Annotated in this window: 15 protein-coding genes and 1 pseudogene; 7 read left to right on the forward strand and 9 right to left on the reverse strand. The window is 68.8% G+C overall.

Annotated elements, in window-relative coordinates:
• Positions 1–72: 72 nt before the first annotated feature.
• Positions 73–798 (forward strand): annotated as a pseudogene (locus tag GXW83_RS15245) (IS5 family transposase); the annotation flags it as partial.
• Between the two features lie 616 nt (positions 799–1,414).
• Here GXW83_RS15245 and GXW83_RS15250 read toward each other — a convergent pair.
• The 3 genes from GXW83_RS15250 to GXW83_RS15260 form a co-directional block, all read right to left on the reverse strand.
• Entirely contained in the window at positions 1,415–1,831 is a 417-nt protein-coding gene (locus GXW83_RS15250) for a nuclear transport factor 2 family protein (RefSeq protein ID WP_034090757.1), read from the reverse strand.
• 421 nt (positions 1,832–2,252) lie between these two features.
• Complete coding sequence (locus GXW83_RS15255; RefSeq protein ID WP_182443632.1) at positions 2,253–2,690, reverse strand: STAS domain-containing protein; 438 nt, start codon at positions 2,688–2,690, stop codon at positions 2,253–2,255.
• A gap of 1,620 nt (positions 2,691–4,310) precedes the next feature.
• Positions 4,311–4,553 (reverse strand): hypothetical protein, encoded by a 243-nt coding sequence (locus GXW83_RS15260; RefSeq protein WP_182443633.1) that lies wholly within the window; start codon positions 4,551–4,553, stop codon positions 4,311–4,313.
• A gap of 481 nt (positions 4,554–5,034) precedes the next feature.
• Between GXW83_RS15260 and GXW83_RS15265 the strand changes: the two genes are divergently transcribed.
• Positions 5,035–5,535 carry a hypothetical protein gene (locus GXW83_RS15265; RefSeq protein ID WP_182443634.1) on the forward strand — a complete coding sequence of 167 codons (501 nt, stop codon included), beginning with the start codon at positions 5,035–5,037 and terminating at the stop codon, positions 5,533–5,535.
• Positions 5,536–5,920: 385 nt separating this feature from the next.
• The gene (locus GXW83_RS15270) at positions 5,921–6,175 is read left to right on the forward strand and encodes a hypothetical protein (protein ID WP_370466701.1); all 255 of its coding nucleotides are present in this window, start codon (positions 5,921–5,923) and stop codon (positions 6,173–6,175) included.
• 65 nt (positions 6,176–6,240) lie between these two features.
• On the opposite strand, the gene GXW83_RS15275 is transcribed toward GXW83_RS15270, so the two are convergent.
• Positions 6,241–6,615, reverse strand: a complete 375-nt coding sequence (locus GXW83_RS15275) for a hypothetical protein (protein ID WP_182443635.1) — start codon at positions 6,613–6,615, stop codon at positions 6,241–6,243.
• A gap of 509 nt (positions 6,616–7,124) precedes the next feature.
• Positions 7,125–8,738 (reverse strand): serine/threonine-protein kinase, encoded by a 1,614-nt coding sequence (locus GXW83_RS15280; RefSeq protein WP_225447487.1) that lies wholly within the window; start codon positions 8,736–8,738, stop codon positions 7,125–7,127.
• Between the two features lie 354 nt (positions 8,739–9,092).
• Between GXW83_RS15280 and GXW83_RS15285 the strand changes: the two genes are divergently transcribed.
• A complete protein-coding gene (locus GXW83_RS15285; protein ID WP_182443637.1) occupies positions 9,093–9,608 on the forward strand; it encodes a hypothetical protein in 516 nt (171 codons plus the stop codon).
• 155 nt (positions 9,609–9,763) lie between these two features.
• On the opposite strand, the gene GXW83_RS15290 is transcribed toward GXW83_RS15285, so the two are convergent.
• The gene (locus GXW83_RS15290) at positions 9,764–11,872 is read right to left on the reverse strand and encodes a hypothetical protein (protein WP_182443638.1); all 2,109 of its coding nucleotides are present in this window, start codon (positions 11,870–11,872) and stop codon (positions 9,764–9,766) included.
• Positions 11,873–12,695: 823 nt separating this feature from the next.
• A complete protein-coding gene (locus GXW83_RS15295) occupies positions 12,696–13,523 on the reverse strand; it encodes a polysaccharide lyase family 7 protein (RefSeq protein WP_182443639.1) in 828 nt (275 codons plus the stop codon).
• Between the two features lie 537 nt (positions 13,524–14,060).
• Here GXW83_RS15295 and GXW83_RS15300 point away from each other — a divergent pair.
• Positions 14,061–17,405: an RHS repeat-associated core domain-containing protein gene (locus tag GXW83_RS15300; RefSeq protein ID WP_182443640.1), complete on the forward strand. Its 3,345-nt coding sequence runs from the start codon at positions 14,061–14,063 to the stop codon at positions 17,403–17,405.
• A 498-nt stretch (positions 17,406–17,903) separates the two neighbouring features.
• Here GXW83_RS15300 and GXW83_RS15305 read toward each other — a convergent pair whose 3' ends face one another.
• On the reverse strand, positions 17,904–20,648 hold the full coding sequence (locus GXW83_RS15305; protein ID WP_182443641.1) for a SpoIIE family protein phosphatase/ATP-binding protein: 2,745 nt from the start codon (positions 20,646–20,648) through the stop codon (positions 17,904–17,906).
• Positions 20,649–20,986: 338 nt separating this feature from the next.
• Here GXW83_RS15305 and GXW83_RS15310 point away from each other — a divergent pair, with 338 nt between their 5' ends.
• Positions 20,987–21,253 carry a hypothetical protein gene (locus GXW83_RS15310; protein WP_182443642.1) on the forward strand — a complete coding sequence of 89 codons (267 nt, stop codon included), beginning with the start codon at positions 20,987–20,989 and terminating at the stop codon, positions 21,251–21,253.
• A 141-nt stretch (positions 21,254–21,394) separates the two neighbouring features.
• Positions 21,395–21,532: a hypothetical protein gene (locus GXW83_RS15315; protein WP_182443643.1), complete on the forward strand. Its 138-nt coding sequence runs from the start codon at positions 21,395–21,397 to the stop codon at positions 21,530–21,532.
• Between the two features lie 83 nt (positions 21,533–21,615).
• On the opposite strand, the gene GXW83_RS15320 is transcribed toward GXW83_RS15315, so the two are convergent.
• A complete protein-coding gene (locus GXW83_RS15320; protein ID WP_225447004.1) occupies positions 21,616–24,120 on the reverse strand; it encodes a collagenase in 2,505 nt (834 codons plus the stop codon).
• Between the last annotated feature and the right edge of the window lie 209 nt (positions 24,121–24,329).

The following is a 24,329-nucleotide window of genomic DNA, read 5'->3' on the forward strand; positions in this document are numbered from 1 at the left end:
TGGCGGGCACCTGCTGACGGGCCGTCTCATCCGCCATCGCCTTGAACGCCACGTCGGGGCGCCGCAGCAGTCCGGTGGTCACGGTGGCCGCGCCGCGAGATCGTCGACGGGATCCGCTACCTGGTCGATAACGGCATAAAGTGGCGCGCTATGCCTGCGGATTTTCCGCCCTGGGGCACGATTTACGGGTTCATGGCCAGGTGGGCGGCCACCGAGGTGATGGGGCTGATCCGCGACCACCTGCGCCGCGAGGTCCGCCTTGCCTCGGGCAGGAACCCCAAAGCGGCGGCGGCCATCATCGACTCCCAGAGCATCAAGGGCGCCGAGACCGTCTCCAAAACCACACGCGGGTTCGATGCGGCGAAGAAAATATCGGGCAGGAAGCGGCACCTGGTGGTCGACACCCGGGGCCTGATGCTGCTGGTCATGGTGACTCCGGCCTCGATGACCGACAGGGACGCGGCCAAGGAGGTCCTGTTCCGATTGAGGATCATGCACCCGGAGATCGCGATCGTCTGGGCCGACTCCGCCTACGCCGGGCAGCTCGTCACCTGGGCCAGGACCTACCTGAACCTCACCATCAAGACCGTCAAACGCCCACCCGGGGCGAAGGGCTTCGTCATCCTGCCGCGCCGGTGGGTGGTCGAGCGTTCGATCTCGTGGATGATGCGGGCCCGCCGGCATTGCCGCGACTACGAGAGGCGCCCGGAGATCAGCGAGAGTCTGATCATCTGGGCGGCCGTGACCCTCATGACCCGCCGCCTCACCCGCACACCCGCCAGTAAGAAACCAACCGCGCAGCCGGGCCCCGCCCTGTTCCAGCCCGCGCCGATCGCCGCTTGAGCGAGCCCACTGACCTGCCGCCCCGGGGGCACCCCCGCTGCTGGCAGCGGCGGGGCAGCCGCCGACCAGCGGCTGCCCCGTCTGGGTACTCCTCACGGCCCCTGGCAGCACCGGCGATGATCCGACGGTGTCGACAGCCAGCGGCCATGGGCCCTGCTTCCGCGCGGCCGGGCCCTCGACTTCGAGGACGTCCTGGGCGACCCTGGCAGCAACGCCGCCGGAAGAGGGCGGCCCGCACCGGACGCCTTCCGGTACGGACCGCCCTGCCGCCGATACCCCCCAGTTCGGCGGCATCGCGCAGCACCGGTGGAGAACCCAATTCCGCACCGGCGCCCCGCGGCCCCACGCTTCCCCAGCACTCAAGGACGTGTGCACGGGGGTGATGCGACCGGCGGTACGCGAGGGTGGCGTGGTGCTGCCTTCCCCTGCCGAGCCGGTGCATTTTCCCACGTCAAGCGCACACGGCCGGGGTCTGGGGCAGCTCCGCCAGCATAGGACGCAGGCACACTTCTGGATAGACCACCCACGAGACCGAGGTGCGGGAAGGCGCCCTGGCTCCGCCGCACGGGGGCTACTTGGGGCCGGCGGGGGTGAGGTAGGTGTCGGTGGCGCTCTGGTCGCCGGTGTACTGGCGGATCTCGCTGATCTTCCCGTCGGTGAAGGTGATGGCGTTCATCCCGCGGGTGTCGAAGGTCGCCGGGGAGCCGGTGGTGCGGTGGGCCTGGATGTGCAGCTCGACCAGGACCTGGTTGCCGGCGGCGGCGATGTTCTCGACGTCGAAGGTGACGTGGTCGGTCTGCTTGCGCACGTTGCGGTAGAAGTCCAGGACGCCCTGCTTGCCGGTGTGCTTGCGGGCGTGCGGGTGCTGGCCGGGCACGTGGACGCTGGCCTGCTCGTGCAGGAACTCTGCCTCGATGTGGGTGAGGTCGCCCTTGTTGAGGGCGGCGAACAGGTCCTGGACCGTCGAGATGTTGGACTGCTCGGACATGAAGTCCTCCTGTGGCGCAGTTTCCGTGCCCGACGGCGGGGTCTGGGCCCATATGGCACGCGGCGGGGCATCCGAAGCTCGCGAGCCGATCACTCAGGCGAATCATTCGGACACCTTGGGTTACAGGGCCATCCTGTTCCCCCGCCCACCGGAATACAAGGGCCGACTCCCCCCTGGTCCGGGCGGCGGACACGACAGCACGCGGCCATCGTCTCCGCACACCGGCCCGCACCACGCGGCGAAGGGGGCCCACTCGCACGATGCCTGCCGGAAAACGAGGTTGACCTGTCGTCAGGTCAACCTCGGCCAACGGAATGGGTGAGCCTGAACCCGACCCTCACCCACGAAGCCGCCCCTCCTTCAATGACGTCACACGGTCAACGGCCCGCCAGTACACGGCCGGGTGCGTTCCCCACAGGCTTCACGCCCCGGGGTTGCGCTGCCGTGGTATCGGCTGCCGTTCGCCGGGAGCCGGATCGGGCATGCGCACCCGTCGCGGAGCCGGGCAGGTCCGGCCCGCCAGTGCGTCGGCGACGGTGGCATGGCAGGGGAAGCGGACGTCCAGGCGGGTCGCCGCCAGCAACGTGCCGATCCGGGGCACGGTATAGACAAGGCGCAACCACCCGCCCTCGCGGTCCGCCCGGCCATGGGCGGTGCACAGGATCCGCAGCACCGAGGCGTCCATGAAGGTGACCGCGCTCAGATCCACGACCAGGCGCTGCGCGCCCTCGCGGCTGCCCCACCCGTTCAGGTCGAACCTCAGCACCGCCGTGGTCGCCGCATTGAGTTCACCGCACGGGGCGATCACGCGGTACCTGTGCTCGGCGGCACCCGGATCCTTGTCGATATCGGCGCCCATGAGACCAACTCCCTCTGCTTGACCTGCACGTGTAACGCGGTGACAGGCGAAGCCGGGGTCCGGGGCGACGCAGGCCCGAGCATAGGGGGAGTGAGGGGGCGCACACTGAGCGTGACGTGATCAATGCCGGAATGCCACCACCCCCACCACGGCTGAACGGCACTGCACACCGGCTACGCCATTTGATACCGCATTCAGTCCACTTCGCTTCAAGCCCCCGCAGGACCCCTCCACGCACACCAGGAGGCCCTGCTGGTGGAGACAGCCCGGCTCGAGGATCAAAAACAGGCACATACGGAACACCAGCCTCGCGTCGGCATCCTGCCGACCGCCGCAGAACCGCCCCGCCGCGCCCAGCATCCAGCCGTCCTCAACCCCGGTCGTGTGGGGCACCGAGACCTCCATGACCGCCGAGGCGGCACCCCCGAGCAGCGCGCCGATACGCCGTAGACGGACGGAAGACCTCGGCTGAAGGCGCCCGCACCATGCTGAACCGCCCACGGCGAACCGAACCATGAACATCGCAGGTACCGAACTCGTCGACGTTGAGTCCGTCACCGCGCGGGCATCCCCCCGTACCCATCAGCAAACTCCCTTTCATACGGGACCGGCGGTGAACGGCCGGACTCCAGAAGCGTTCCTGGACAGGGAGCTTGACCTGACCAGCAAGGCGGAGCCGAGATGCCTCGATTCGTGCCTCCCGAGCGATTTGAGCGAGTGCCGCCTGGGTCATGAGCCGCAGTGTTGAAGTAGGTATCGCATCGTCAATCCGTCGATCCAACAGATCACGGGAGGGCAAAATTTCAACGCCGCCTGAGACACTGGAGCCTGCATGGCAAGGACAGCCCCGCAGAGGTCGATTCCCCGTCAGCTGAGACAGCAGGGGGCCTGAGACATGCGAACTGTTCATAACGGCGGTCACGGCCAGCATCACGGCCATGACCAGGTGATAGACAGCTACATGAGCGAGCAGGGCCCGCCACGATTCAGCAGTGGTCGGGCCCTCGACTCCGGGTTCAGGACGGCCCTTGGCCGCCGCCCACTGATCCGTCTGCCAGCAATGGTCAGCCCAGACATGGGACGCGAAGAGCACCGCGAACACCGCGGCGAACACCGCCGCCGGCATCACGCCGTCACCGTCAAGAGTGAATCCCGACGCACAGCACTGACGCTGGCAGATCGAGACACGCTCACGGGGCCGCGCTTGGCCAACGGCGTTCGGGGCCCCAGCGGGAGCGAGACACCAAAGAAGGCGGACACGGCCTTCGCGGCGTTAACCCAGTGGTCTCCGACCGCCGCCGCGGCCCGCAGTACCGCGTAGGCGGCGGCGAACCGGGCAGCCGGGAGCCAAGCGTCTCTACGGTGCAGCACCCGCGAGCTGTCCAGTGCATGCCGCGGTGAGGAAACCCACTGTGCGTGGGGGATCCCGGGCATCGCGCCCCGCGGGCGGCATGCCGGATCCTGAGACAGGGAGAGGCCGCGTAGATGACCTCCCCGCGACCTCTCCATCGGCAGCGTAGACACCAGCGGCTCTCAGCCAACGGCCTGTCCGCGGTACGAGCCGGTAACCCCGGCGAACCCCGCAGTCCCCCTGGCATGCCCGCGTTCAGAGGCACTGCCCTACTCGACGAAACGGACCTCCCAGCCGAAGCCGCTCAGTCCCTCCACAGACGCCACTCGCCGCACGCCAAGCACCCTGCACTTGTCGTGGGCGTACTTGGCCCCAAACCTTTGCAGACGCTGGGCATCGTCGAGATCTTCCATCGACAGCGGCGCACCGACCACCACGTCTTCGTGCACGGTCGTTCCGAGCACAGCCTGGTATGAACATGTGCGGCATTCGTGAGTCGCGGGAAGGGTCATGCCACCAGTGTGCGCCCCGCGCGTGGCTCCTGCTCAGGCAGCACCCGACCGCAGATGCACAGTCACACCAGGCTCTCGATGTGCGGCAGTGCGCCTCGGCGACTGCATCGAGTGCGGCGCGCCGGGGAAATCCTCGGTGACCAGGACGTCGACCAGTCGGCGCAGGCCTGCTGGTCGTTCCAGGGCCCATATCAACCCCCTCCTGGCCACCACGGACACCGACGCGCGGGCCCTCGCATGCCGCGCAAAGCGCCTGACGCGGCACCGCGGCAGACCGTTTGCGCCGACCGGGGCTGCCCCGAGGTGCCGCCCGAGCCGCAAGCGGGGCAGGAGGGGCGCAGACACTGCCTGATTTCGGTATGAGCCTTGTCCGGCTGTCGAGCTGTGGCATAGCATCCGCTCGCTTGCGTGTACATCGTCACTACCGCCCTGCGCTGCTCCCGCGGCGCCAGGGCGCTACCCGCCTCTCCAGGAGGAAGACATGGCACCCACGCTCCGCCGCCGCAGCCTCACCGTCGCCGTTGTCACCGTCGGCGCAGCGGCCCTGATGGCCGCCGCGCCCGCCTACGCGGCGGGCGTCGTTGACCCCGCGCCGATCGGCCCCGGCCAGTACTTCACCGGCCTGGTCGACAACGTGAGCAGCCAAGCCGTCATCAAGGTGGTCTGCCCGGGACCGGTCGTGCCCGGCGAGACCGGCCACCCCTTGGCCGGACAGACCGTGGAGGCGCTGCCCGCCGCGGCAAGCAGCGCCTCCACCGCCGGTTACACCGGAAGCGCCGCCGACCGGATCAACGTGGACTTCGGCGCGACGTCGACGACGGCCCCGGTGACACTGACACACTGGGCCGTCCAGGCCGCGATTCCCACGTCCCTGCTGCTGCCGTGCTCCGGAAGCGGGACTGTCGTCTTCGTCCCCGCCCCCGCCAGCCCCACTGCCCAGGCGGCGACCGTCGTCGTCGACTACGCGAACATCGCCGACTGAGGGTAAGGGGTCCCGTAGCGATCTCTAGGTGCCTGTCCTCGATCCTCGACTGTCGCTCTTGAGATCACGTGATGACTACTGCAGCCTTCATTGCCGAAGGGCCCCGAGTAGCAGCTCGACGCGTCTGTCGACAGGACTATGAGGAGCTCAGAACAACATCGTCCGGGGCACGATCCAGAGCGGCACCTCGGGCTATACCGCCTATACCTCCACTACCGGCCGCGGCTGTATCACCGAAGGCCTTTCGGCTGGTCGTGGGCTTCGCTTTCGAGGTGCTTGGGCTGCACTGGCTGGAAGCCAATGTCCAGCCCCGCGAACACGCGGCTGGGCCATCACTGTGGAGGCAGCCAATCGGTGACCTGCCACGTCACCCGGCCTGGCCGTCGTGATCCGCGGACACTGGGGAGTGGAGAACTCCTCGCACCACATCAGAGATGTCACCTTCGCCGAGAACGCCTCCACCGTCCACACTGGAACTGCACCCCGCGCCATGGCGACCTTCTGCAACCTCGCCATCGGCATACTGAAAATCCTCGGAGCCGACAACATCGCCAAGACCACCCGGGCGATCCGCGACAACCCCGAAAGAGCACTCCCAGTCCTGGGCATCACCAACACTCCGGAGAACTGCGGAACTTGATCAAGCGCTGATCGGGGTCCGGGCCACCCAATCCTCGTGTAGGCCTGGAGGAGGCGTGCCTCTGATCACATCCACCTGTCCGGCTCGCCCTCCCAGCCGCGCTGCAACGATTGGTGCTTCTCCACCACAACGCTCAGCACCTCGCACCACGCGTAGTACAAAGCAGCTTCCTCCTCCGTCACGGCGCCCGCCTTGACCCGGTCGCGCAATGCATGCAACTGGGATTTCGGCATCCTGCCCACCCAGTCGGCATACGCGAGCAGCGTCATTCCCCGAGCACGGGCCTGCTCCGCAAGGAAGGCCCGGCATGCGGGGTCTGGCACGTACTCAACGTTTTCTGGGACGACTTTGAAGCGGATCGGGGTGCCGTCCTCATGAGTGCTCATCACCCATGGGCCATCGTCGTCACTACGGGCGCGACCTCTGCGCTGTATCGCCATGTCCAGCAGTGTCGTGCCAACGTCCGTATAGCGCCACAACTTTGCAGAAACCTGTAACTGGCACGGTAGCTGTTGTTCGTGATCGCTACTCGAATGTCCCTCGACCCTCGCAGCCGACGCCCGCTCCGGGACCGGCTCCTCGGCCGCTGACGCCCGCCACAGTCAGCGCACGGGCCACCTCGTGATCATCTGGCTTCAGACACCACGATGGTCATGACGCCCGCGCCTGCCCTGCTATGCACCCCAGCCGGTCACCACCCGACCAACCGCACAACCCCGGAACTTGCAACTGCCCTGCCAACTACTCCGGACACCGCCTTCGATGTCAGCCAGACGTAGCGGAGCTCTGACGGGGTTGGACGATCGAGCGATGTCATGGTCCCCGACCTTGAGACCCTCAACCTGGTCGAGGGCAAGCAACTCGACCCTCCTTGTCGTGCCGGCATCAGGAACAGGAACTGACCTTGTCGTTTAACGTCCGGGAAGCAATAGGGCCATGGACGTCAAGGTCAGCCGTTGCTCAGGTCTTCGGCATAATTCTTCAGCGCCATGCGGTATGCCTCCACTCCCACCCCTGTCACAGAGTCGGGCTTGTGCGGGCTGTAGATGATGTAGCGGCCATCCGCCTCCGGGGTGGGCCAGATCCCGAACTGACTCAGCTTCGCATCTTCTGGCACGCGTCCGGGTTGGAACCTGACCACGAGCTCAGCCTTGTCGGTGGGGCCTTTCACGCCGATGCTCTGCAGCTCATCCCATCCTAGAGAGAAGCTAGCGCTCGGAGTGGCCGGCCGCTCAATCGAGATCCCCTGGCTACCCACGGTCACGATCTCGGACTTGACCCTGCGCCAGCCCATGGCACCAATGATCGCCCCGATGGCGGCAGTTCCGAAGACAACCAGCATGACTGACACAACGAAGTGGCCCATCATGGTGATGACGTAATTCTTGGTGTAGGAGGTGTCGGCTGATAAATCTTGTAAGAGCAGGACGACTGCCGCGAGAATGCCTCCGGTCCACCCTCCGATCAGACAGCCGCGCTCCATCCGGATCCAGCGCATCGTGCTGTGCTTGTTGCGGAAAGATTTCGGATCATCGCCCGCGACCTGGAAATCTCCTGCATCGGTCCAAACCGGTCCGGCTTCACCATACGCGCCGAGCAGCGCCTTCGGCCGAAGGGTCCCGACCGGCAACCCTACGCCAGGTCCAATCTCGGGGAGCTTCGGCTGCAGGATGTCGAGGAGGGTCTGCCTGGCTTCGACAGCGGTGGGGCGGTCTGCGGGTTCCTTGGCGAGCAGGCGCTGGATGAGGGCGTTGAGCGCATCGGGTATGCCGGTGATGCGCGGTGGTGCTGCGGTCAGGTGCTGGTGCATCCACGCGGGGGCGCTCGGCCCAAGAAAGGGCGGCCGCCCCGTCAGGAGCGTGAACAGGGTCGCGCCGAAGGAGTACAGGTCGGCTCCTGGGCCGGCAGGGTGGCCATGCCACTGCTCAGGGGGCATGTAGGGGGGCGTGCCCATGATGCCCTTTGTAGTGAAGCGGGCGGTGGCCTCGGCATAGCTGGCGATTCCGAAGTCCAATACCTTCACCCTGCCAGTGGTAAGCACCATCAGGTTGGCCGGCTTGACGTCGCGGTGCACCACGTCCCGGCCGTGCGCATAGCCGAGCGCCTCAAGGACAGGGACCATCAGTGTGGCGACCCGCTCAACGGGGAGGCCCTGCGGGCACGCATCGAGGAGGCTTTCGAACGTCGCGCCGTCCAGAAGTTCCATCACGAAGTAGGGGTGGCCGTCGTGCTCGCCGATGTCGTGGACCACGGTGATGCCCGGGTGAGAGAGTGCGGCAACCGTCCGTGCCTCCTTCTTCAACCGGTGGATCAGTTCCGGGTCTCTGCCCAGCGACGCGAGCAAGATCTTGATTGCGACGTCCCGGTGAAGGTCACCGTCACGCGCAGCCCAGACTTCCCCCATCCCACCGTGTCCCAACTGCCGCTCCAGGCGGTACCTGCCGCCTAACACTGTTACTGCGTCCACCCCGTAGCACCCTTCGCCCGCCCCTGGGCCCGGAGGGCCCGATAGAGCTTCGGAGTCAATCACAGAGAAAAGCCTGTGAACAGGGACAGCCGGCATCCCTGCCGCGTCACCCACACGGGGGGTCGCCGGACGCCGGGCGGCATTCGCATGATCCTGAACTCAGCTACGAGGAACAGGATTCGACGTCACCCACACGGGGGGTCGCCGGACGCCGGGCGGCATTCGCATGATCCTGAACTCAGCTACGAGGAAACAGGATTCGACGCGGAGGCCGCATTGGCGAGCTCGCTCCACCAGGATGTCCGCCAGGCGGCTTTTGCGACACTGTCACGCTTTCGGTGCGAGTTCGATGCCAGAGGCGATGTGCAGGCCCGGGAACCGCGCCCGGCGCTTGCGGAGACACTCCAGGTAGCCGTTGAAGTCGAGGTCGGGAGGGACCAGCACGCTGCCGTGGACCAGCGGCTGCCATTCAGGCGGGGCGTTCTCACCATCCGCCAGGCTCCACGGAGTGAGGTCGACGTGCTCCGTGAATGCCGGCGAGGGCAGGCCCAGCTCGACTGCGCGTTCGCAGTCGCTGCGGTTCTCGCCGAGGCCCGCCGCCGGGGTGCGGTGCGCCTGGCCGGGAGCCTTCCGGCGGACACGGGCTCCGTGCAGGAGCGACTGCGTGGCATCTGGGCGTGGATCAGTGCGGATGAACGTGCGCCGTTCGTCCGGCTGTTCTTCGAGGTGCACGCCGACGGCCTGGTCCACCCCGAGAGCTACCCCGATCAGGGCGAGGCGATCACGGACTGGTTCGACACCCTCGATGCCACATTCCGCGACGTCTCCACCGGTCCCGACGACACCGTGACGCCGACGCTGCTCATGGCCGTTGTCCGGGGTCTGCTGTTCGATCTCACAACCACCGGCGACCGCCACCGCACCGATCGCGCGCTGGACCGCTTCGCTGAACTCCTCAAACAGTGAAGCACACGAGAGGCATGGGGCCCGCCCGAGGGGCAGCACCCTGGCCAACGACGGAAGCTGGTCCGATGCCGGGCCCTGGAGTGCGTCGAAGCCGCAGTAGAAGGCGGAGTACCTTGCCCCAACACATAGGGGCACCTCCCGGGCACGGGCCTGGGTCAGGCCAGGATGTCGGGCTCGTAGAGGATGTTGCGGATGGTGTCGGGGTTGGCGCGGCTCCAGGCGGCCAGGGCGGTCTGGAGGGGGTGGGAGGTCACGATGACACGGACGGGGATGCCGACGGCCTTGATCCCGGCTTCGAGTTCCGCCAGTTCGTGGCGCTGCTCGGCGGTCCATGGGGCGTTGTTGTGTCCGGTGTCGGCGAGGTCGGCGGTTGCGTTGAGGCCGCGGTCGGGGTCGGTGGGTGAGCCGTAGACGACGGGGGCCATGGTGCCCGCGTCGTGGTTGAGTACGGCCAGTTGCAGGGTGAGGTCGGTATTGCTGGACGCGCCGTTGCTGCCGTAGACGACAGTGACGGTCGGTATGCCGTCGGCGAGTTGGTGGGCGTTGGCGAGGTTGCCGAGTGGGGTGATGTTGTCGGGGACCTGGCAGCAGCTGCTCATCCAGACCGAGGCCCAGGTGCTGGACCGGGCGACCGACCAGTTCGCTCCGGGGTTGGGGTCGCCGGCGGGGGAGGCGGGCCGGTTCAGGTGCGCGGTCCACCAGAAGCTGTGCGTGGCACCGATGGCGAGCGCGAACGCGGCGAGGCCGACGGCGAAGCCGAGCCGGCCGCGGCGCGGCAGGACGGGTCGGCGCAACAGGTGTCCGAAGGTGCCCGTGGTGACCATCATGATCACCACCCATGCCTGTACGAACTTCTGGAAGTAGTAGTCGCCGGCCAGCGGTTGCTGGGTGTCCAGCAGGTATGCCAGGACGACCAGCGCGCACAGCAGCGTGGTGCTCAGGCCCGCGACGGCCGAGGGGCGGCGGCGGGCGGCCCGGGTGGCGAAGCCGAGCAGGCTCGCGGCTGCGATCACGGTCAGCGGTATCCAGCTGAGGAGAATGGTGAACCCGGTGGCCTGCGCTGCGGTGGCGGCGCTCAGGCCGGCCGCGTGGGCCGCGGCGTACTCGCTCAGCGCCGCCGGCAGCGCGAGGACCGCGAGGGCGAGCAGCGGCTTCCAGTGGGGGAGCAGCCGCCTGCGGTGGACAACGACGGAGACCGCGACCATGATCGCGGCGAACGGCGCGAATCCGTCGTAGGCCAGGCAGTTCGCAAGGAACAGCACTGCCATGAGTGCCGCGTGGGTGCGCCAGCCGCTGGGTGGGCGGAAGCAGACCGCGGCCAGCACGGCGAGCAGCGCCATGCCGAACACCTGCGGGTCCCAGGTGCACCAGATCGCGCTGGTGAACGGCCCGACGGCGAGGTAGGCGGCGGTCGCGGTGGTAAGCAGGACCCGCTGCCATCCGGCCAGGAAGGGGCCCGCGGTCCAGCGTGCGGCCCAGGCGACGCAGGCCACGAAGAAGCCGTAGCCCAGACTGGCCCAGACGTTGTACCGGAGCAGCTCGCCAACGGCGTTGCCGGGGTCGCTGCTGGAACGCAGGAAGATGTCGGCCAGCGCGTAGGTGTAGTGCTGGCCGGGCGGGTACACCGCGAGCATGCGCGGGTCAACGACCTCCTTCACCTTGTCCTGCATCAGGAAGGTGTAGCCGCCGTAGCGGTGGATGGCGTCGAAGAGGCTGAAGTGGCGCAGCCGGTCGCCGGTCATCCCGGCGAAGCCCAGCCGGGTACCGGTGCCGCCGCCGAGGCTGGGCCAGTAGGCGACCAGCGTTCCGGCGGCCAGGCCGAGGATCAGTACCGCGTCGCTGCCCAGCACCCGGCGCGGCCAGCTGCGCCAGGGTGGCTGCGCGCCGAGGGCGACGTGGGCGCCGACCAGCAGGGTGAGGCCGAACCCGCCGACGGCCACCGGGTGCAGGCCCCAGGGCCACACTGAGAAGAGCAGCCCGCCGGCCATGGCCATGCCTATCAGCAGCACGACGGTTATCAGCAGCCGGTCCACGACGGTGGCGCCGACCCGCAGCAGTCCGCCGGTGCCGAGGACGGCCAGCACCACCAGCAGCGGGTCGGTGTGCGTGAGCTGGGTCAGGACCGGCAGCACCCAGGCCGCGGCGAACAGCGCGGCGACCACCGGCGGCCGGGGACGGCGGACCGCGCGCAGCGCGCGGACGCGCCCGGACGGTACGGCTCGGGGGTCGATACCAATCCGTGCCCCTGCAGTTGGCGAACCCATGCGGTCTCTCCCACCAGCCCAGCGAATGCACCGACGCAGCGCCGGTCGACGGCTAGAACCTACAGAGACTGGAGAGCATGTGTTCCCACCAGGTCCGTGCATTCGAGTCGACCGGGTTCGAGGTGGGGGTATCGTCCGCCGGTGCCGGGCTGGTGATCCGGCGTCGGACGACAGTTGCGGGGGCCGCCCAACGCCGTAGATTGAACGGCATGATCACGGGCAGATGCTGCCGCGCACCCCTGGGCTGGGCGCTCCATGCTCTGAAGCACCGTTCCCTGGGGAGAACCCCCATGAACTCCCGTCACCTCAGGCTGCTCGGCATGCTCGCTGCTCCGCTGCCGGTGCTCGCCGTCCTGGCAACGCCCACAATGGCCGCAGCGCCGGCGCACTACCTGACAGCCGCTCAGTTCGCGTCCCGCGTCGGCGCGGCCAGCAGCACCGTCGCAAAGGTGAGCGCGTACCTCAAGGCCCCGCTCTGGACCGCCATGGGCTCACACCCTGCGTTCCGTCTGCCATGCGGCTACGGGGTTGTGTTCGGCCGCGCCGACCTGACCACGCCGACTTACCGCACCCGGCCCCGGTTCCTGTCCGCGCAGGGACGCGCCACGTCGGCCAACGCGACGCGGGCTGCGATCCGCTGGTTCAGGCACAGGCGGGGCTTGCCCGGCGACCGCCCGGATGTCACCGCCCTGTCGTCCGGGGCCTGCAGGAGCGGATACCGACGACGGGCAGTCCCTGCGGCTGTTGTGTGTGTGGGGGGCTCTCAGGTGTGGTTTCTGGCGTGGACCGGGCTGGACCGTCCGGTTCGGCCCGGGACGTGCCGCTAGCTTTGGGTCAGAGCTGTGAACTGGACCCTGCCGCCGTCGTCCGTTCCCTCGCTGACCGTGCCCTGCTGGTAGTCGCCCGCCGAGAAGTGCCCGGAGGCGCCGACCAGAGTCCTCGGGACGGCGACCGTGTAGGACTGGCTCTGTTTGCCTGCGGCCGCGGACAGGGCCAGCGTGCCGTTGCCGTTGTCGGTAACCCGGTAGGAGAACGAGCTGTCCAGCGGGACGCCGGTGAGCAGGGTGTAAAAGTCCGCCGGGGCGCTCGTTCCCGAGGCCACCATGGCGTAGAGCTTGCCGGATTTGTAGTCGACCATGACGAAGGGGGATGATCCTCCGCTGCCGCCGGCGTGCAGCTGGGCGACGCAGATCTCGGGGTTGCTCTTCGGGAGTTGCAGGATCCGCAGGGTGGCGTCGAGCACGTGCTTCTCGGTGCCCACGGCGTACTTGTCGGCGGACTCCAGCTCGGTGCGCGAATGTAGCGAGCCGGGCGTGGTGGCCGCCCCGGAGGGCGCCCAGAAGGTCAGGGCCCCGCTGCTGTTCTGAGTGAGCCAGGGCGCGATCAGGCGGGCCGGGCTCAGCACCTGGGCATCTTTGCCGGAGGGTTGACCGGCCGGGTTGACGGGGAGCAGCAGGCCGTCCCAGCTGCTCAGGCTGATCGGCGAGGTCGCCCTCCCGGCATCCGTTGCCGCGCTGGCGCGGCCCGTGACCCCGGGGCCGACTGCTGTGTCTGTAGGGGATCTCACCGGGTTGGCCGCAGCCGCCGTGCCGGCTGCGGCTGCCAGGGCGAGAACTCCGGTTGCTGCCGCTATCAGTTTCATTCGCATCATGCGCCGAGCATATTGTAAATAAGCCTAACTAGAACCCGGCTGGTGAGAACTTCTCGAGCCCGAGGCCGTACCTGCGCTACCGATGCGGAGCCGCGCTGCCCGGCGCCCTTCATCAGAGGGCTCACCGGGCCAGGTCGGCGCCGCCGTCGAGGCGGTGCCGGCGGCGAATCCCCTTGGATCTGATACGCGGGGATCGAGATCTTTACGGGGGTTGGTGCGACAGGGGGTGCGTGCCGACGGTTTGGCCGGTTTTGTTCAGGGGCTGGTTTCGGTCGTTGTCACGGCTGGTGGTGTGATCACCGGTAGTGAGGGTGCAGGGGGCCGGGGGGACCTGGCCTGGGCGCTCGGTTGCGTTGCGTGTGCGATCGATCGGCGTTTCGGGACCGGTGCGGTGAATCGGGCGGGGGTGGTGTTGGCGTGAACAGGGTGCCTTGGAGATCGAGTTCGGGGGTAGAGGGGGGCGATGCGCTGCCGGGGCGGGTGCACGCTTTCCTCCGGCCGCCCATCGGGGGCGCCGGTTCGAAGAGGGGGATCCCCGTGTTTCCACGTGTCCACGGTGCGCCGCTCGGGCGTGCCCGCAGGAAGAAACCGTTCGCGGCCGGTGCCGCGCTGGTGGCCGCGATGGCGGTGGTGGCAGCGGCATTTCCCACCGCCGCGATGGCCGCACCCGCCTCCACCGCTGCCGGACGCGGGCCGGCTCCGCGTGCGGCGGTCCGTGCGCTCCAGGGTGTCACCCGGGCCCCGGTCTCGCAGCGCTCGCGCGTCCCGCGGGTACGCCGCGGCCAGGCGGGGAAGGTCGCCCGCACCGCGATCAGCCCGATGATGGTGACGCCCGACGGGCAGGGGCACGTGCCCTGGCACCAGCAGGACCAGATCCGCCTGGACGACTCCCTCACCGCGTCCCTGGACGTGGCCAACGGCGACCTGGTCCTCAGCTCGACCGACCTGGACGTGCACGGGGTTGGCCAGGACCTGGCCCTGACCCAGACCTACAGCACCTTCTTCGGCCCCGGCGGGACGATCGGCGGCAACTGGTTTGCCGCCTACGACCGCTACCTGCAGATCTTCGACAACGGTGTGGTCGCTTACGGCAGCAGCGGCGACTCGATGAACTTCACCCCCGCCACCGGCGGCGGCTACACCCGCCCGCCGGGCTACACCGTGGCGCTGACCAAGAACAGCGACGGCACCTACACCCTGACCCACACCGACACCGGGACCAAGGACGCCTACAGCAGCACCGGGCAACTGACCGCGATCACCGACCGCAACGGCGACACGGTCACGGTGGCGCAGAACGCCACCGGCAACGGAGGCCAGGCGGGCTACAAGCTCACCGACACCCGCTCCGGGCGCTGGATCAACCTCACCGCCAGCGGCAGCGGCGGCACCACCTGGCAGGCCACCGACAGCACCGGGCGCACCGTCACCTACACCGAGACCCTCACCGACGGCAGTGCCACCGCCCTGTCGGTCACCAACACCAACGGCGCCACCACCGCCTACGCCTACGACTCCTCCGGGCGCATCACCTCGCTCACCACCCCCGCGGGCAACCAGACCACGTTCACCTACAACAGCGACAACCAGCTCACCTCCTGGACCCGGGTCACCGACCCCGCCGCGCAGACCGGCCTGACCACCCTGTTCACGTACACCACCACTGATGGACCGGGCACCACCACCATCACCGACCCTGCGGGCAACAAGACCGCCTACACCACCGACGCGAACGGCAACGTCACCCAGACCACCGACGCCCTCGGACACTCCCGCTCGGCCACCTACAACGCCGACAACGACCAGCTGACCGCCGTCAACGCCATGGGCACCGGCACAGGCGACACCACCACCTACGGCTGGGACAGCAACGGCAACGCCACCTCCGCCAAACTGCCCACCGGCGCAAGCGCCTCCACCGGCGCCTACCTCCAGCAGGCCGGCGCCTACCTGCCCGGCTCACTCACCGACATGTCGGGGAACACCACCACCTTCAGCTACGACGCCGACGGCAACATGACCCAGTCCCAGGACACCACCAGCGGCAAGGGCGCCGCGGTGACCTACACCTACCAGGGCGACGGCACCACCACCTGCGGCGGGTTCCCCGGCCAGCGCTGCACCAGTACGGACGCCGATGGCCACACCACCCACTACACCTACGACACCACCGGGAACCTGACCACCGTTACCCCGCCCGCACCCCTGGCCCCGGCCACCTACACCTACGACCCCCTCGGGCGCCTGGCCACCGCCACCGACGGCCGGGGCATCACCACCACCTACACCTACGACCAGCACGACCGCGTCACCAAAGTGGCCACCACCGGCGGCTCCATCCCCGCCGCCACCGTGTCCTACACCTACGACAAGGATGGCGACCTGCTCACGCAGACCGACGCGAGCGGCACCATCACCCACACCTACGACGCGCTGGACCGCGAGACCACCCGCACCCTGGCAGGGGGCGCCGCGTACGCGATGGCCTACAACGCGGCCGGGGACCTGGCCTCGATCACCGACCCCAACGGCACCACCGGCTACGGGTACGACGCCGACAACCGGGTCACCTCCCTGACCGACCCCACCGGCGCCAAGACCGTCTTCAGCTACAACAACGACGGCGACCGCATTACCACCGGCTACCCCGGCGGCACCACCCAGACCACCGCCTACGACGCCGCCGACCGCCCCACCGCCACCAAAGCCACCACTCCCACCAGCACCGTGGTCAACTACACCTACTCCTACAGCTACAACAAGAACGGCACGCCCACCGACACCGGTCAGATCCGCTCGCGCACCGACCAGACGACCGGCGCGGTCACCGGCTACACGTACGACACCCAGAACCACCTGGTCTACGCCCAGGAGAACACCGGCACCGGCACCCGAAACGCCAGCTGGCTCTCCTGCTACGACCAGGCCGGCAACCTCACCGCCACCTCCACCACCGCATCCACCTGCAGCGCCGGCGGCCTGACCACGTATTCGGTCAACACCGCCGACGAGACCACCGCCATGAACGGCTCGACGTCGGGCTGGTCCTACGACGCCGACGGCAACGAGACCGCCGCCAATGACGCCTTGGCGCGCAGCGGTGAGACCTACAGCCCGTTCAACCAGCCGACCTCGCTGACGGCGGGCGGTTCGACCACGTCGCAGACCTATGCGGGCACCGACTCCTCCGACCGCCTCACCTCCGGCACCACTGGCTTCGACCAGGGCCCTGAAGGTCTCTCCTCCATCACCACCGCATCCACCACCACGGGACTGATCCGCGACCCCGCGGGCACGCTCACCGGTATGACCACCGGCGGCAAGGCCTACTACTACCTGACCGACATTCAAGGCTCGGTCCTGGACGTCGTCGACGCCACCGGCCACACCGTCGACGCCTACACCTACACCCCCACAGGCGCGACGCGCAGCAGCAGCGCCGCTGTCCCCCAGCCCTACGGCTACGCCAGCGCCTACCTCAACCCGTCAGGCCTCTACACCATGGGGGACCGCACCTACGACCCCACCGTCGGACGCTTCACCCAGCCCGACCCCAAAGGCCAGGGTCCTGACCCCTACGCCTACGCCGGCGACAACCCCGTCAACAACACCGACCCCACCGGGACATTCGATCTGGGTACCGTATTCGACATCTCGGATGCCTACAACGCGGTCTCTGACTTCGCTGACGGTGACACAGACGGGCTCCTGGGGGATCTCGCGGGTGCCGCAACGGGTCTCGCCACCGACACCGTATGCAACTTCGGACTGGGGCTGCTCGACGTCCCAACTGCTGGGGCTGCGTCTGTCCTTGGCGAGGCGGGCTGCACACTCGCAGCCGCTGAAACCGGATCCGCGGCGGAGGGGGCCGTCGCCGGATAGCATCCGCCCCCTCGGGCATATGTGAAAAGTCGGCAGAAAAGCAAAATTCCTGGCTCCGGCGACCGAAATCACTGGTCTTGGTCGTCGGAGCCGCAGAGACGCGATGGGAAAGACATGCTTGCAGTTGGTGGAACCCGGCTCCCGGGTGGCATGTTCCAGATCGTGATAGTGGCTCTGATCGTCATCTGTCTGGTAGGGAGCGTGGTGATCGCCAAAAATAGAAAGGATCATCGAAAGTAGGAGCGGGGCAACCCCGTGAGCCCGCGCGCTCGACGGACCCACACGGAGACAGGAGGATAAGGCGAGGTCAGATGGTGTCTCGGGCCAGCGGCGGCGTCCTGAACCGCACTGCCCCCGGGTCCCGGAGCGCGGTTCAGGCCGTGGCTGCGGACGAGATCGTCCCCGATGCTGCGCGGGACTGTCGGGATCGGAGAAGCTGCAGCGCAGGACCAGAATCGTGTTTTCGAGCGGGACCGGCCGAGCCGTCGTCGCCCCGGATCAGGACGACGCGCGCGGAACCGCCGCCGAGGTCTCCCGGCGTTGCTCGGCCGAGGCCTGGACGGATGCGGGGAAGGGCTGCTCCGCCCAGATGATCTTGCCCTGGGGGGAGTACCTGGTGCCCCAGCGCCTGGTGAGCTGGGACACCATGAACAGCCCGCGGCCGCCCTCGTCCGTGGTCGCCGCGTACTTCAGGTGCGGTGAGATGGTGCTGCCGTCGGACACCTCGCAGATCAGGCTCCGGTCGCGCAGCAGCCGTACCCGCACCGGCGCCGAGCCATGGCGGATGGCGTTGGTGACCAGCTCGCTGAGCACCAGCTCGGTGGCGAAGGTCAGATCGGTGAGGCCCCAAGCCTCCAGCGTCGCGGTGCTCCAGGCGCGGATGTCGGCGACGGCGGCCGGGCACGACGGCACCTCCCGGTCGGAGACCCTTTCCGGGCCGAGCACCCGGGTCTTCGCGATCAGCAGCGCCACGTCGTCCTGCGGATGTTCCGGCAGCAGGGCGTCGAGTACGGCCTGGCAGTTCTCCTCGGGCTCCCGGCCGGGCCTGGACAACGCCACGCGCAGCAGTTCCATGCCCACGTCGAAGTCCCGGGTGCGCTCCTCGATCAGCCCGTCGGTGTAGAGCACGATCTGGGTGCCCTCGGCCAGTCGCACCTGCGCCGTCTCGAACGGCATCCCGCCCACCCCCAGCGGCGGGCCGGTCGGCAGCTCCGGGAACACCACGTGACCCTCGGGGTCGACCAGTGCGGGCGGGGGGTGACCGGCGGTCGCGAAGGTGCAGAGCCGGGAGATCGGGTCGTAGATCGCGTACAGACAGGTGGCGCCGGTGACACCGATGCCGGCGGTGCCGTCGGTCTCCTCCTGGTCGATGCGGTCCACCAGCTCGTCCAGGTAGCCGAGCAGCTCGTCCGGCGGGACGTCGAAGGCGGAGAAGTTGTGCACGGCGGTGCGCAGCCGGCCCATCGTGGCGGCCGCGTGCAGCCCGTGGCCGACCACGTCGCCCACCACCAGCGCGACCCGGCTGCCCGGCAGCGGGATCACGTCGAACCAGTCGCCGCTGACTCCGGACTGTGCGGGAAGGTAGCGGTGTGCGACCTCGAGGGCGCTCTGGTCCGGCAGCGCGCGCGGCAGCAGGCTGCGCTGCAGGGTCACGGCCATGGTGTGCTCGCGGGTGTAGCGGCGGGCGTTGTCGATGCTGACCGCGGCCCGCGCCACCAGCTCCTCGGCCAGTGAGCGGTCCTCGTCGTCGAACGGCTCGGGCCTCTGCGACCGCCAGAAGGCCACGACGCCCAGGATGATGCCACGGGCCTTCAACGGAGTGGTGATGAGCGAGTGGATGCCGTCCTCGATGATCCGCGCCGTCACGGCCGACTCCTGGGCCAGCCAGCCCTCGGCGACGGACAGGTCCGGCACCACGTACGACCGGCCACTGTCGAAGCCCTGGGCCTGCGGGGTGGAGGGGATGAAGGAGCCCAACCTGCCGGGCGGGTAGAACGAATGGTCGTCGCGGATGCCGTGGACGGCAGCCCGACGCAGGTTGACGGCGTTGACGGCGCCGCCGCCGGGCTCGTCGCCGTGCAGCACGGGGTCGGCGAGGTCTACGGTGACGAAGTCCGCGAAGCCGGGGACCGCGACCAGTGCCAGCTCCTCGGCCGTCCGCTTGACGTCGAGCGTCGTCCCGATGCCGACCCCCGCCGCGTAGAGCAGGGCCAGCCGCTTGCCGGCCACCTCGGCCTTGCCGGACAGCGCGAGCAGTTCCGTGGAGTCGCGGAGCGTGGCGACCGTGCCCATGCTGCGGCTGCGGGGGTCGGTCGGCCGTTGGTTCATCGCAATCAGCCGGCCGCCGGTGCGGTGCAACTCGTCCGTGACCGTCCGGCCCGACAGCAGCAGCTCGGTGGTGTCCGGGTCGAGGCCCCGCAGTTCGCCCAGGTGCCGGCCTTCGGCGTTGGACGGCAGGCCCAGCAGGTGGCGCGCCTCGTCGTTCGCCAGCAGCAGCTGCCCGTCCTGCCCGACGATGACCACGCCCTCGCGGACCGCGTGCAGGACGGCGTTGTGGTGCTCGTACATGCGGGCGAGCTCGAGAGGGTCCAGGCCGTGCGTCTGGCGCTTCAGCCGCCGGGTGGTCAGGGCGGTGCCGACCGTGGCCACCCCGAGTGCGGCGGCGCCGCTGCCGAGGATGAGCGGTAGCTGCCGGTTTCCGGCGGCGGTGACATTGTTGACCTTGAGCCCGGCCGACACCAGGCCCACGACCGATCCGTTGGGAGCGTCGACCGGCACGGTCGCCTGGACCTCGTGGCCGAGCGGGCCGTGCACGCTCTCGGTGTAGACGTGCCCGGCCAGAGAGGGGCCGATGTTCCCGACGAAATGCTTGCCGATCTCGCTCGGCAGCGGGTGCGTGTACCGGATCCCCTGGTCGTTCATGACCACGATGAAGTCCACGCCGGCCTGCTTGCGGGTGGCCTCCGTGATCGGCTGGAGGATCGCCGTGGGATTGGGCGACTTCAGCGCCGCGACCAGGCCCGGGGAGTGCGCGAAGGTCTCCGCGACGGCCACCGACCGGTTCACGGCCTCGCTCGCACTGTTCCGGCGCGACTCGAGGGCCAGCGCGAGGATCGCCCCCAGGACGAGCACCAGCACGACCACGACCTCGAGCACGAAGACCTGTGCGGCAACGCTTCGTGGGAATTTCGCGGTCAGTGACTTCCAGGATACGACTCGCGATCGGTCGGTGTGTTCGACCATGCATCATTTCTAACACTGCTGGTGCGAAAGCGGCACGGAAACCCGGCAGCCCGCTGCCCGCTGCCCGCTGCCCGCTGCCCGCGCGACCCGGGTCCGCCAGTCGCACGCCGACCCGCGCGCACGCGGGCCCCGGGCTCGGCGACCGCCCCCCACAGCCACTGCCGGCTGGCTCGCCGGAGCCGTGGAGGTGTCATAAACCTCATCCATGCAGCGACAGCAGAGCCGTCTTTCTGCGATCCCTGTGCAACCCCGGCGGCGCGGGCGGGGTGGAGAGGGATGAGGGCCGTCAGCGGTGCGGCCCACCGCACCCCCGACTCCTTCCACCGAAAGGACCGATCATGGAAGCCACCGCGCTCCGCGCCGCCTCGGTGAGCCTTGCCGTCTGCGCCGCCCTGGCGCTCAGCGCCTGCCACTCGACCGGCTCCGGCGGCAGCGCCGCGTCAGCCCCCTCCAGCGGCACAGCCGCCCCGGCCCCCTCCAGTGGCAGTGCCGCCCCGGCCCCCGCCGGAAGCAGCGCTGCCGTCCAGGCCTCCGGCTCCTCCTGCCGAAACCTCGTGGTGACGGCCGGCGTCAAGGCCGAGGTCACCCGGGCCTACGCGGCGTAGAGCAAGCTGGTCCACATCGCGCCCGCCCCCGGCAGCTTCCTGTACGGCGCGTGCCAGGGCGTCACGTATGCGGCGACCAGGTTCCAATCGACCGCCGGCGCGACCGCGCAGGAGAAGGGCGCCTCCCAGGACGAGGGCAGCGTGCGCAAGTACTTCAGCCTGAGCGCCTCCGGTGCCTGGACCTACCTCGGCAGCGCGGGCTTCCCCGCAACAGGGGGCTGCATCAGCGGCATCCCGCACGCGCTGGCCACGCTCTGGGCGGACTGCGCGACCGGCTGAGGTCGGATCCAGCGGGACGGCTCCGGTCCTCGGCGCACCTGGGCGGGCGCCGGGGACCGGAGGGGGGACGGTCGATCAGTCGGTCAGAACTGCGTGCCGACGGTGACTCCGGAGAAGTCCGTCACCGCGTAGAGACTGACGTAGCGGTAGCCGGCCGTGGCGTTGGTGACGGTGAGCGTCTGGGCGGTGGTGCCGGGGTTGGTGGACGAGGCCGTGTAGGTGCTCGGCGAGGCCCAGGCGTCCGGGTCGTAGTAGAGGGCGGCGGTCCCGGTGCCGCCGGAGCTGGTGACGGTCAGGGTGGAGGTTCCGGCCGGGAGCCAGAGGTAGAAGTAGGCCGTGTTGCCGGCCGTCTCCGACACGTTGGAGCGCGAGCAGTTCTGACCGAGCGCGTCGGTGCGCGGGTCGGTGCAGGTCGGCAGGGTCGCGGCGGCGGTCACGGTGACCGAGGCCGGGGTGCTGGCGGTCCGGCCGATGTTGTCGGTCACCGTCAGGTCGACGGTGTAGGTGCCGGCCGCCGCGTAGGTGTGCGTCGGGTTCTGCTGGTCGGAGCTGCTGCCGTCGCCGAAGCTCCAGTGCCAGCCGGTGATGCTGCCGCCGCCGGTCTGCACGGAGGTGTCGGTGAGGCTGACGGTTGCGCCGTTGACGGACGAGTCGAACAGCGCCGTCGGGCCCTGGGCGTAGCAGGCACCGGCCGCGCAGGCGGTGAGCCAGCTGTCGAAGTCGGCGTCGTAGCCGGTGCCGATGCTGTTGTAGACCTGGTAGGCGCCCTGGAAGTCACCGGTGCGGAAGTGCGAGAGCATGGCCTGGACCACGTCGGGGTGCTTCTCGAACATGTAGCGGACGGCCAGGTAGCCCCACGGGTAGGTGCGCACCGTGTCGGAGTTGTCGTAGGTGTTCTGGAAGATGGTGCTGAGCTTGTACGTGTGCTGGGCGGCTTCCGCCATCGCCTGGGTGTCGGTGGTGTCGCGGTAGGTGTAGGACTCGTACTCGGCGACGCCCTCGATCCACCAGATGTCCGGCACGACCAGCTCGTCGGAGAAGGTGCCCTTCATGTCGTAGATGCCGTCGAGGTAGTGCGTGTACTCGTGGTTGAGGTTCCACACGTTGGCCGGGAAGCCGTCGTTCCAGGACTTGCGGTACATCACCGACACCGGCTGGTTGTTCGGGTCGGTCGCGTCCATCAGGGTCTCGCCACCGTTGTCGGTGTCGTTGCCGAAGATGGCCCAGGAGTAGGTGACGTAGTCGGCCTGGTTGGCGAAGATCGCCAAGGTGATGGTCTTGCCGTACGGGTTGACCGGGCCGCTGTCCTTGACCAGGTTGTGGAAGAAGGTGTCCTCTCCCCGCAGGCTGGTGCAGACCGTGCTCAGCTCGGCGGCGGTGAGGTCCTCGGTCTCGATGGTGCGGTTGTCGCAGACCAGTTGGTGCGTCAGCACCGTCGAGGTGAGGGTGGCGGCCAGGGTGCAGGTTCCGTAGACCGAGCAGTGCGCGGCGTCGTAGGTGTTCGCGTCGTACGCGGTGTGCACCCAGAGGGGGCCGGTCACACCGGTGATCGTCGAGGCGCCGAGCACCGCCTTCACCTGTTGTCCGGCCGCCGCCCCGACGGCGCCGCCGTCTCCGGCGGCCCGGCCCAGGTCGTTGCCGGCGTTGACCACCAGGGAGCCGTCCGCGCCGGAGGCGGTGGCCTTGTACTTCGTCGCGAAGGAGCCCAAGGCGGCGAGGATGCTCGGATCGGCCGCGACCGCGCTGACGAAGGTCGGGTTCCAGTTGCCGCGCCACAGCGGTGCGAACAGGACGGCGTTGACAGCCGCGTCCATGCCGGTGACGGAGTCGTCGGCGCTGGTGTAACCAGCCAGGACCTTCTTGTAGACGTTCAGGTAGTCCGCCTGCAGGTTGGCGCTGTCGGTCAGCACCAGCGCGTCGTAGAGCACCTGCGCGTTGGCCGCGGTGACGTCCTGCCAGTGCGTGCCCCCGAAGAAGGCGTTGAGGGCGGCCTGGTTGGCCGAGGTCAGAGTCGCGTCGTAACTGCCGACGTCTGTCGGGTCGTTGGACTGCACGTACCAGCCGGCCCGCAGGAAGAGCTCCAGTTGCCAGATGCCGGTCGAGTCGTCCCCGGTGTAGCCCGAGGCCAGCGCCTGGTAGGCGCCCGCGACGGTGAGCATCTGGGGTTCCTTGAAGACACCGCCCGCGTCGCTGCCGGTGAGGTTGAAGAGCGTGTTGACGCAGTCGGAGGTCGAGCTCTCGACGAAGGAGGCCAGCGCGCTGCCGGTGCGGGTGGTGAAGTCCGCCGGGGTGCAGCTCGCGGTGTCGGCGGCCGTCCTGCGGGAGGACTTCGGCGGCTGGGCCGAGGTGCGGGGCGGCAGCGGGCGCTGGGCCTGGGCCAGTTGGGCCGGGGGCAGCGGGGAGGCAGTCAGGGCGGCGGTGTCGGAGGAGGGGACGGCGGTGCCGGGGAGGGTGGCGCCGAACGGTTTGGGGGCGGTCGGCGCGGCGTGCCCGTGCCCGGGTGTCGTGGCGGTCGCGGGTGCCTTGGCGTGCGTGGGGGTCGGGGAGGCGACGGCTGCCGAAGCCGGCAGGAGGAACGTGGCGGTCACGCAACTCGCGGCGACGCCGGCCGCGAGGATGCGGAGGGGTATGCGCAGGCGCACTGCTGGCCCTTCTGAGTGGGGGTCACATCCGGCGGTGAGTGGATCTGTGGAGCTTTCGGTCCGAAGCGTGGGAGAACGCGAGGTGAAGCGTGCCACCGGCCGCATGCCAATACAATGTGACATGTCATATGAGCTCGTCGACCGAGCCATAACAC

It is taken from the genome of Streptacidiphilus sp. PB12-B1b, from assembly GCF_014084125.1.
GTDB lineage: Bacteria > Actinomycetota > Actinomycetes > Streptomycetales > Streptomycetaceae > Streptacidiphilus.

Bases quoted from the DNA above. Each gene is read 5' to 3' on its own strand.
- GXW83_RS15250 (WP_034090757.1), bottom strand. From the start codon at position 1,831: ATGTCCGAGCAGTCCAACATCTCGACGGTCCAGGACCTGTTCGCCGCC.
- GXW83_RS15255 (WP_182443632.1), bottom strand. From the start codon at position 2,690: ATGGGCGCCGATATCGACAAGGATCCGGGTGCCGCCGAGCACAGGTAC.
- GXW83_RS15260 (WP_182443633.1), bottom strand. From the start codon at position 4,553: ATGACCCTTCCCGCGACTCACGAATGCCGCACATGTTCATACCAGGCT.
- GXW83_RS15265 (WP_182443634.1), top strand. From the start codon at position 5,035: ATGGCACCCACGCTCCGCCGCCGCAGCCTCACCGTCGCCGTTGTCACC.
- GXW83_RS15275 (WP_182443635.1), bottom strand. From the start codon at position 6,615: ATGGCGATACAGCGCAGAGGTCGCGCCCGTAGTGACGACGATGGCCCA.
- GXW83_RS15280 (WP_225447487.1), bottom strand. From the start codon at position 8,738: ATGCCGGCTGTCCCTGTTCACAGGCTTTTCTCTGTGATTGACTCCGAA.
- GXW83_RS15290 (WP_182443638.1), bottom strand. From the start codon at position 11,872: ATGGGTTCGCCAACTGCAGGGGCACGGATTGGTATCGACCCCCGAGCC.
- GXW83_RS15295 (WP_182443639.1), bottom strand. From the start codon at position 13,523: ATGATGCGAATGAAACTGATAGCGGCAGCAACCGGAGTTCTCGCCCTG.
- GXW83_RS15305 (WP_182443641.1), bottom strand. From the start codon at position 20,648: ATGGTCGAACACACCGACCGATCGCGAGTCGTATCCTGGAAGTCACTG.
- GXW83_RS15310 (WP_182443642.1), top strand. From the start codon at position 20,987: ATGGAAGCCACCGCGCTCCGCGCCGCCTCGGTGAGCCTTGCCGTCTGC.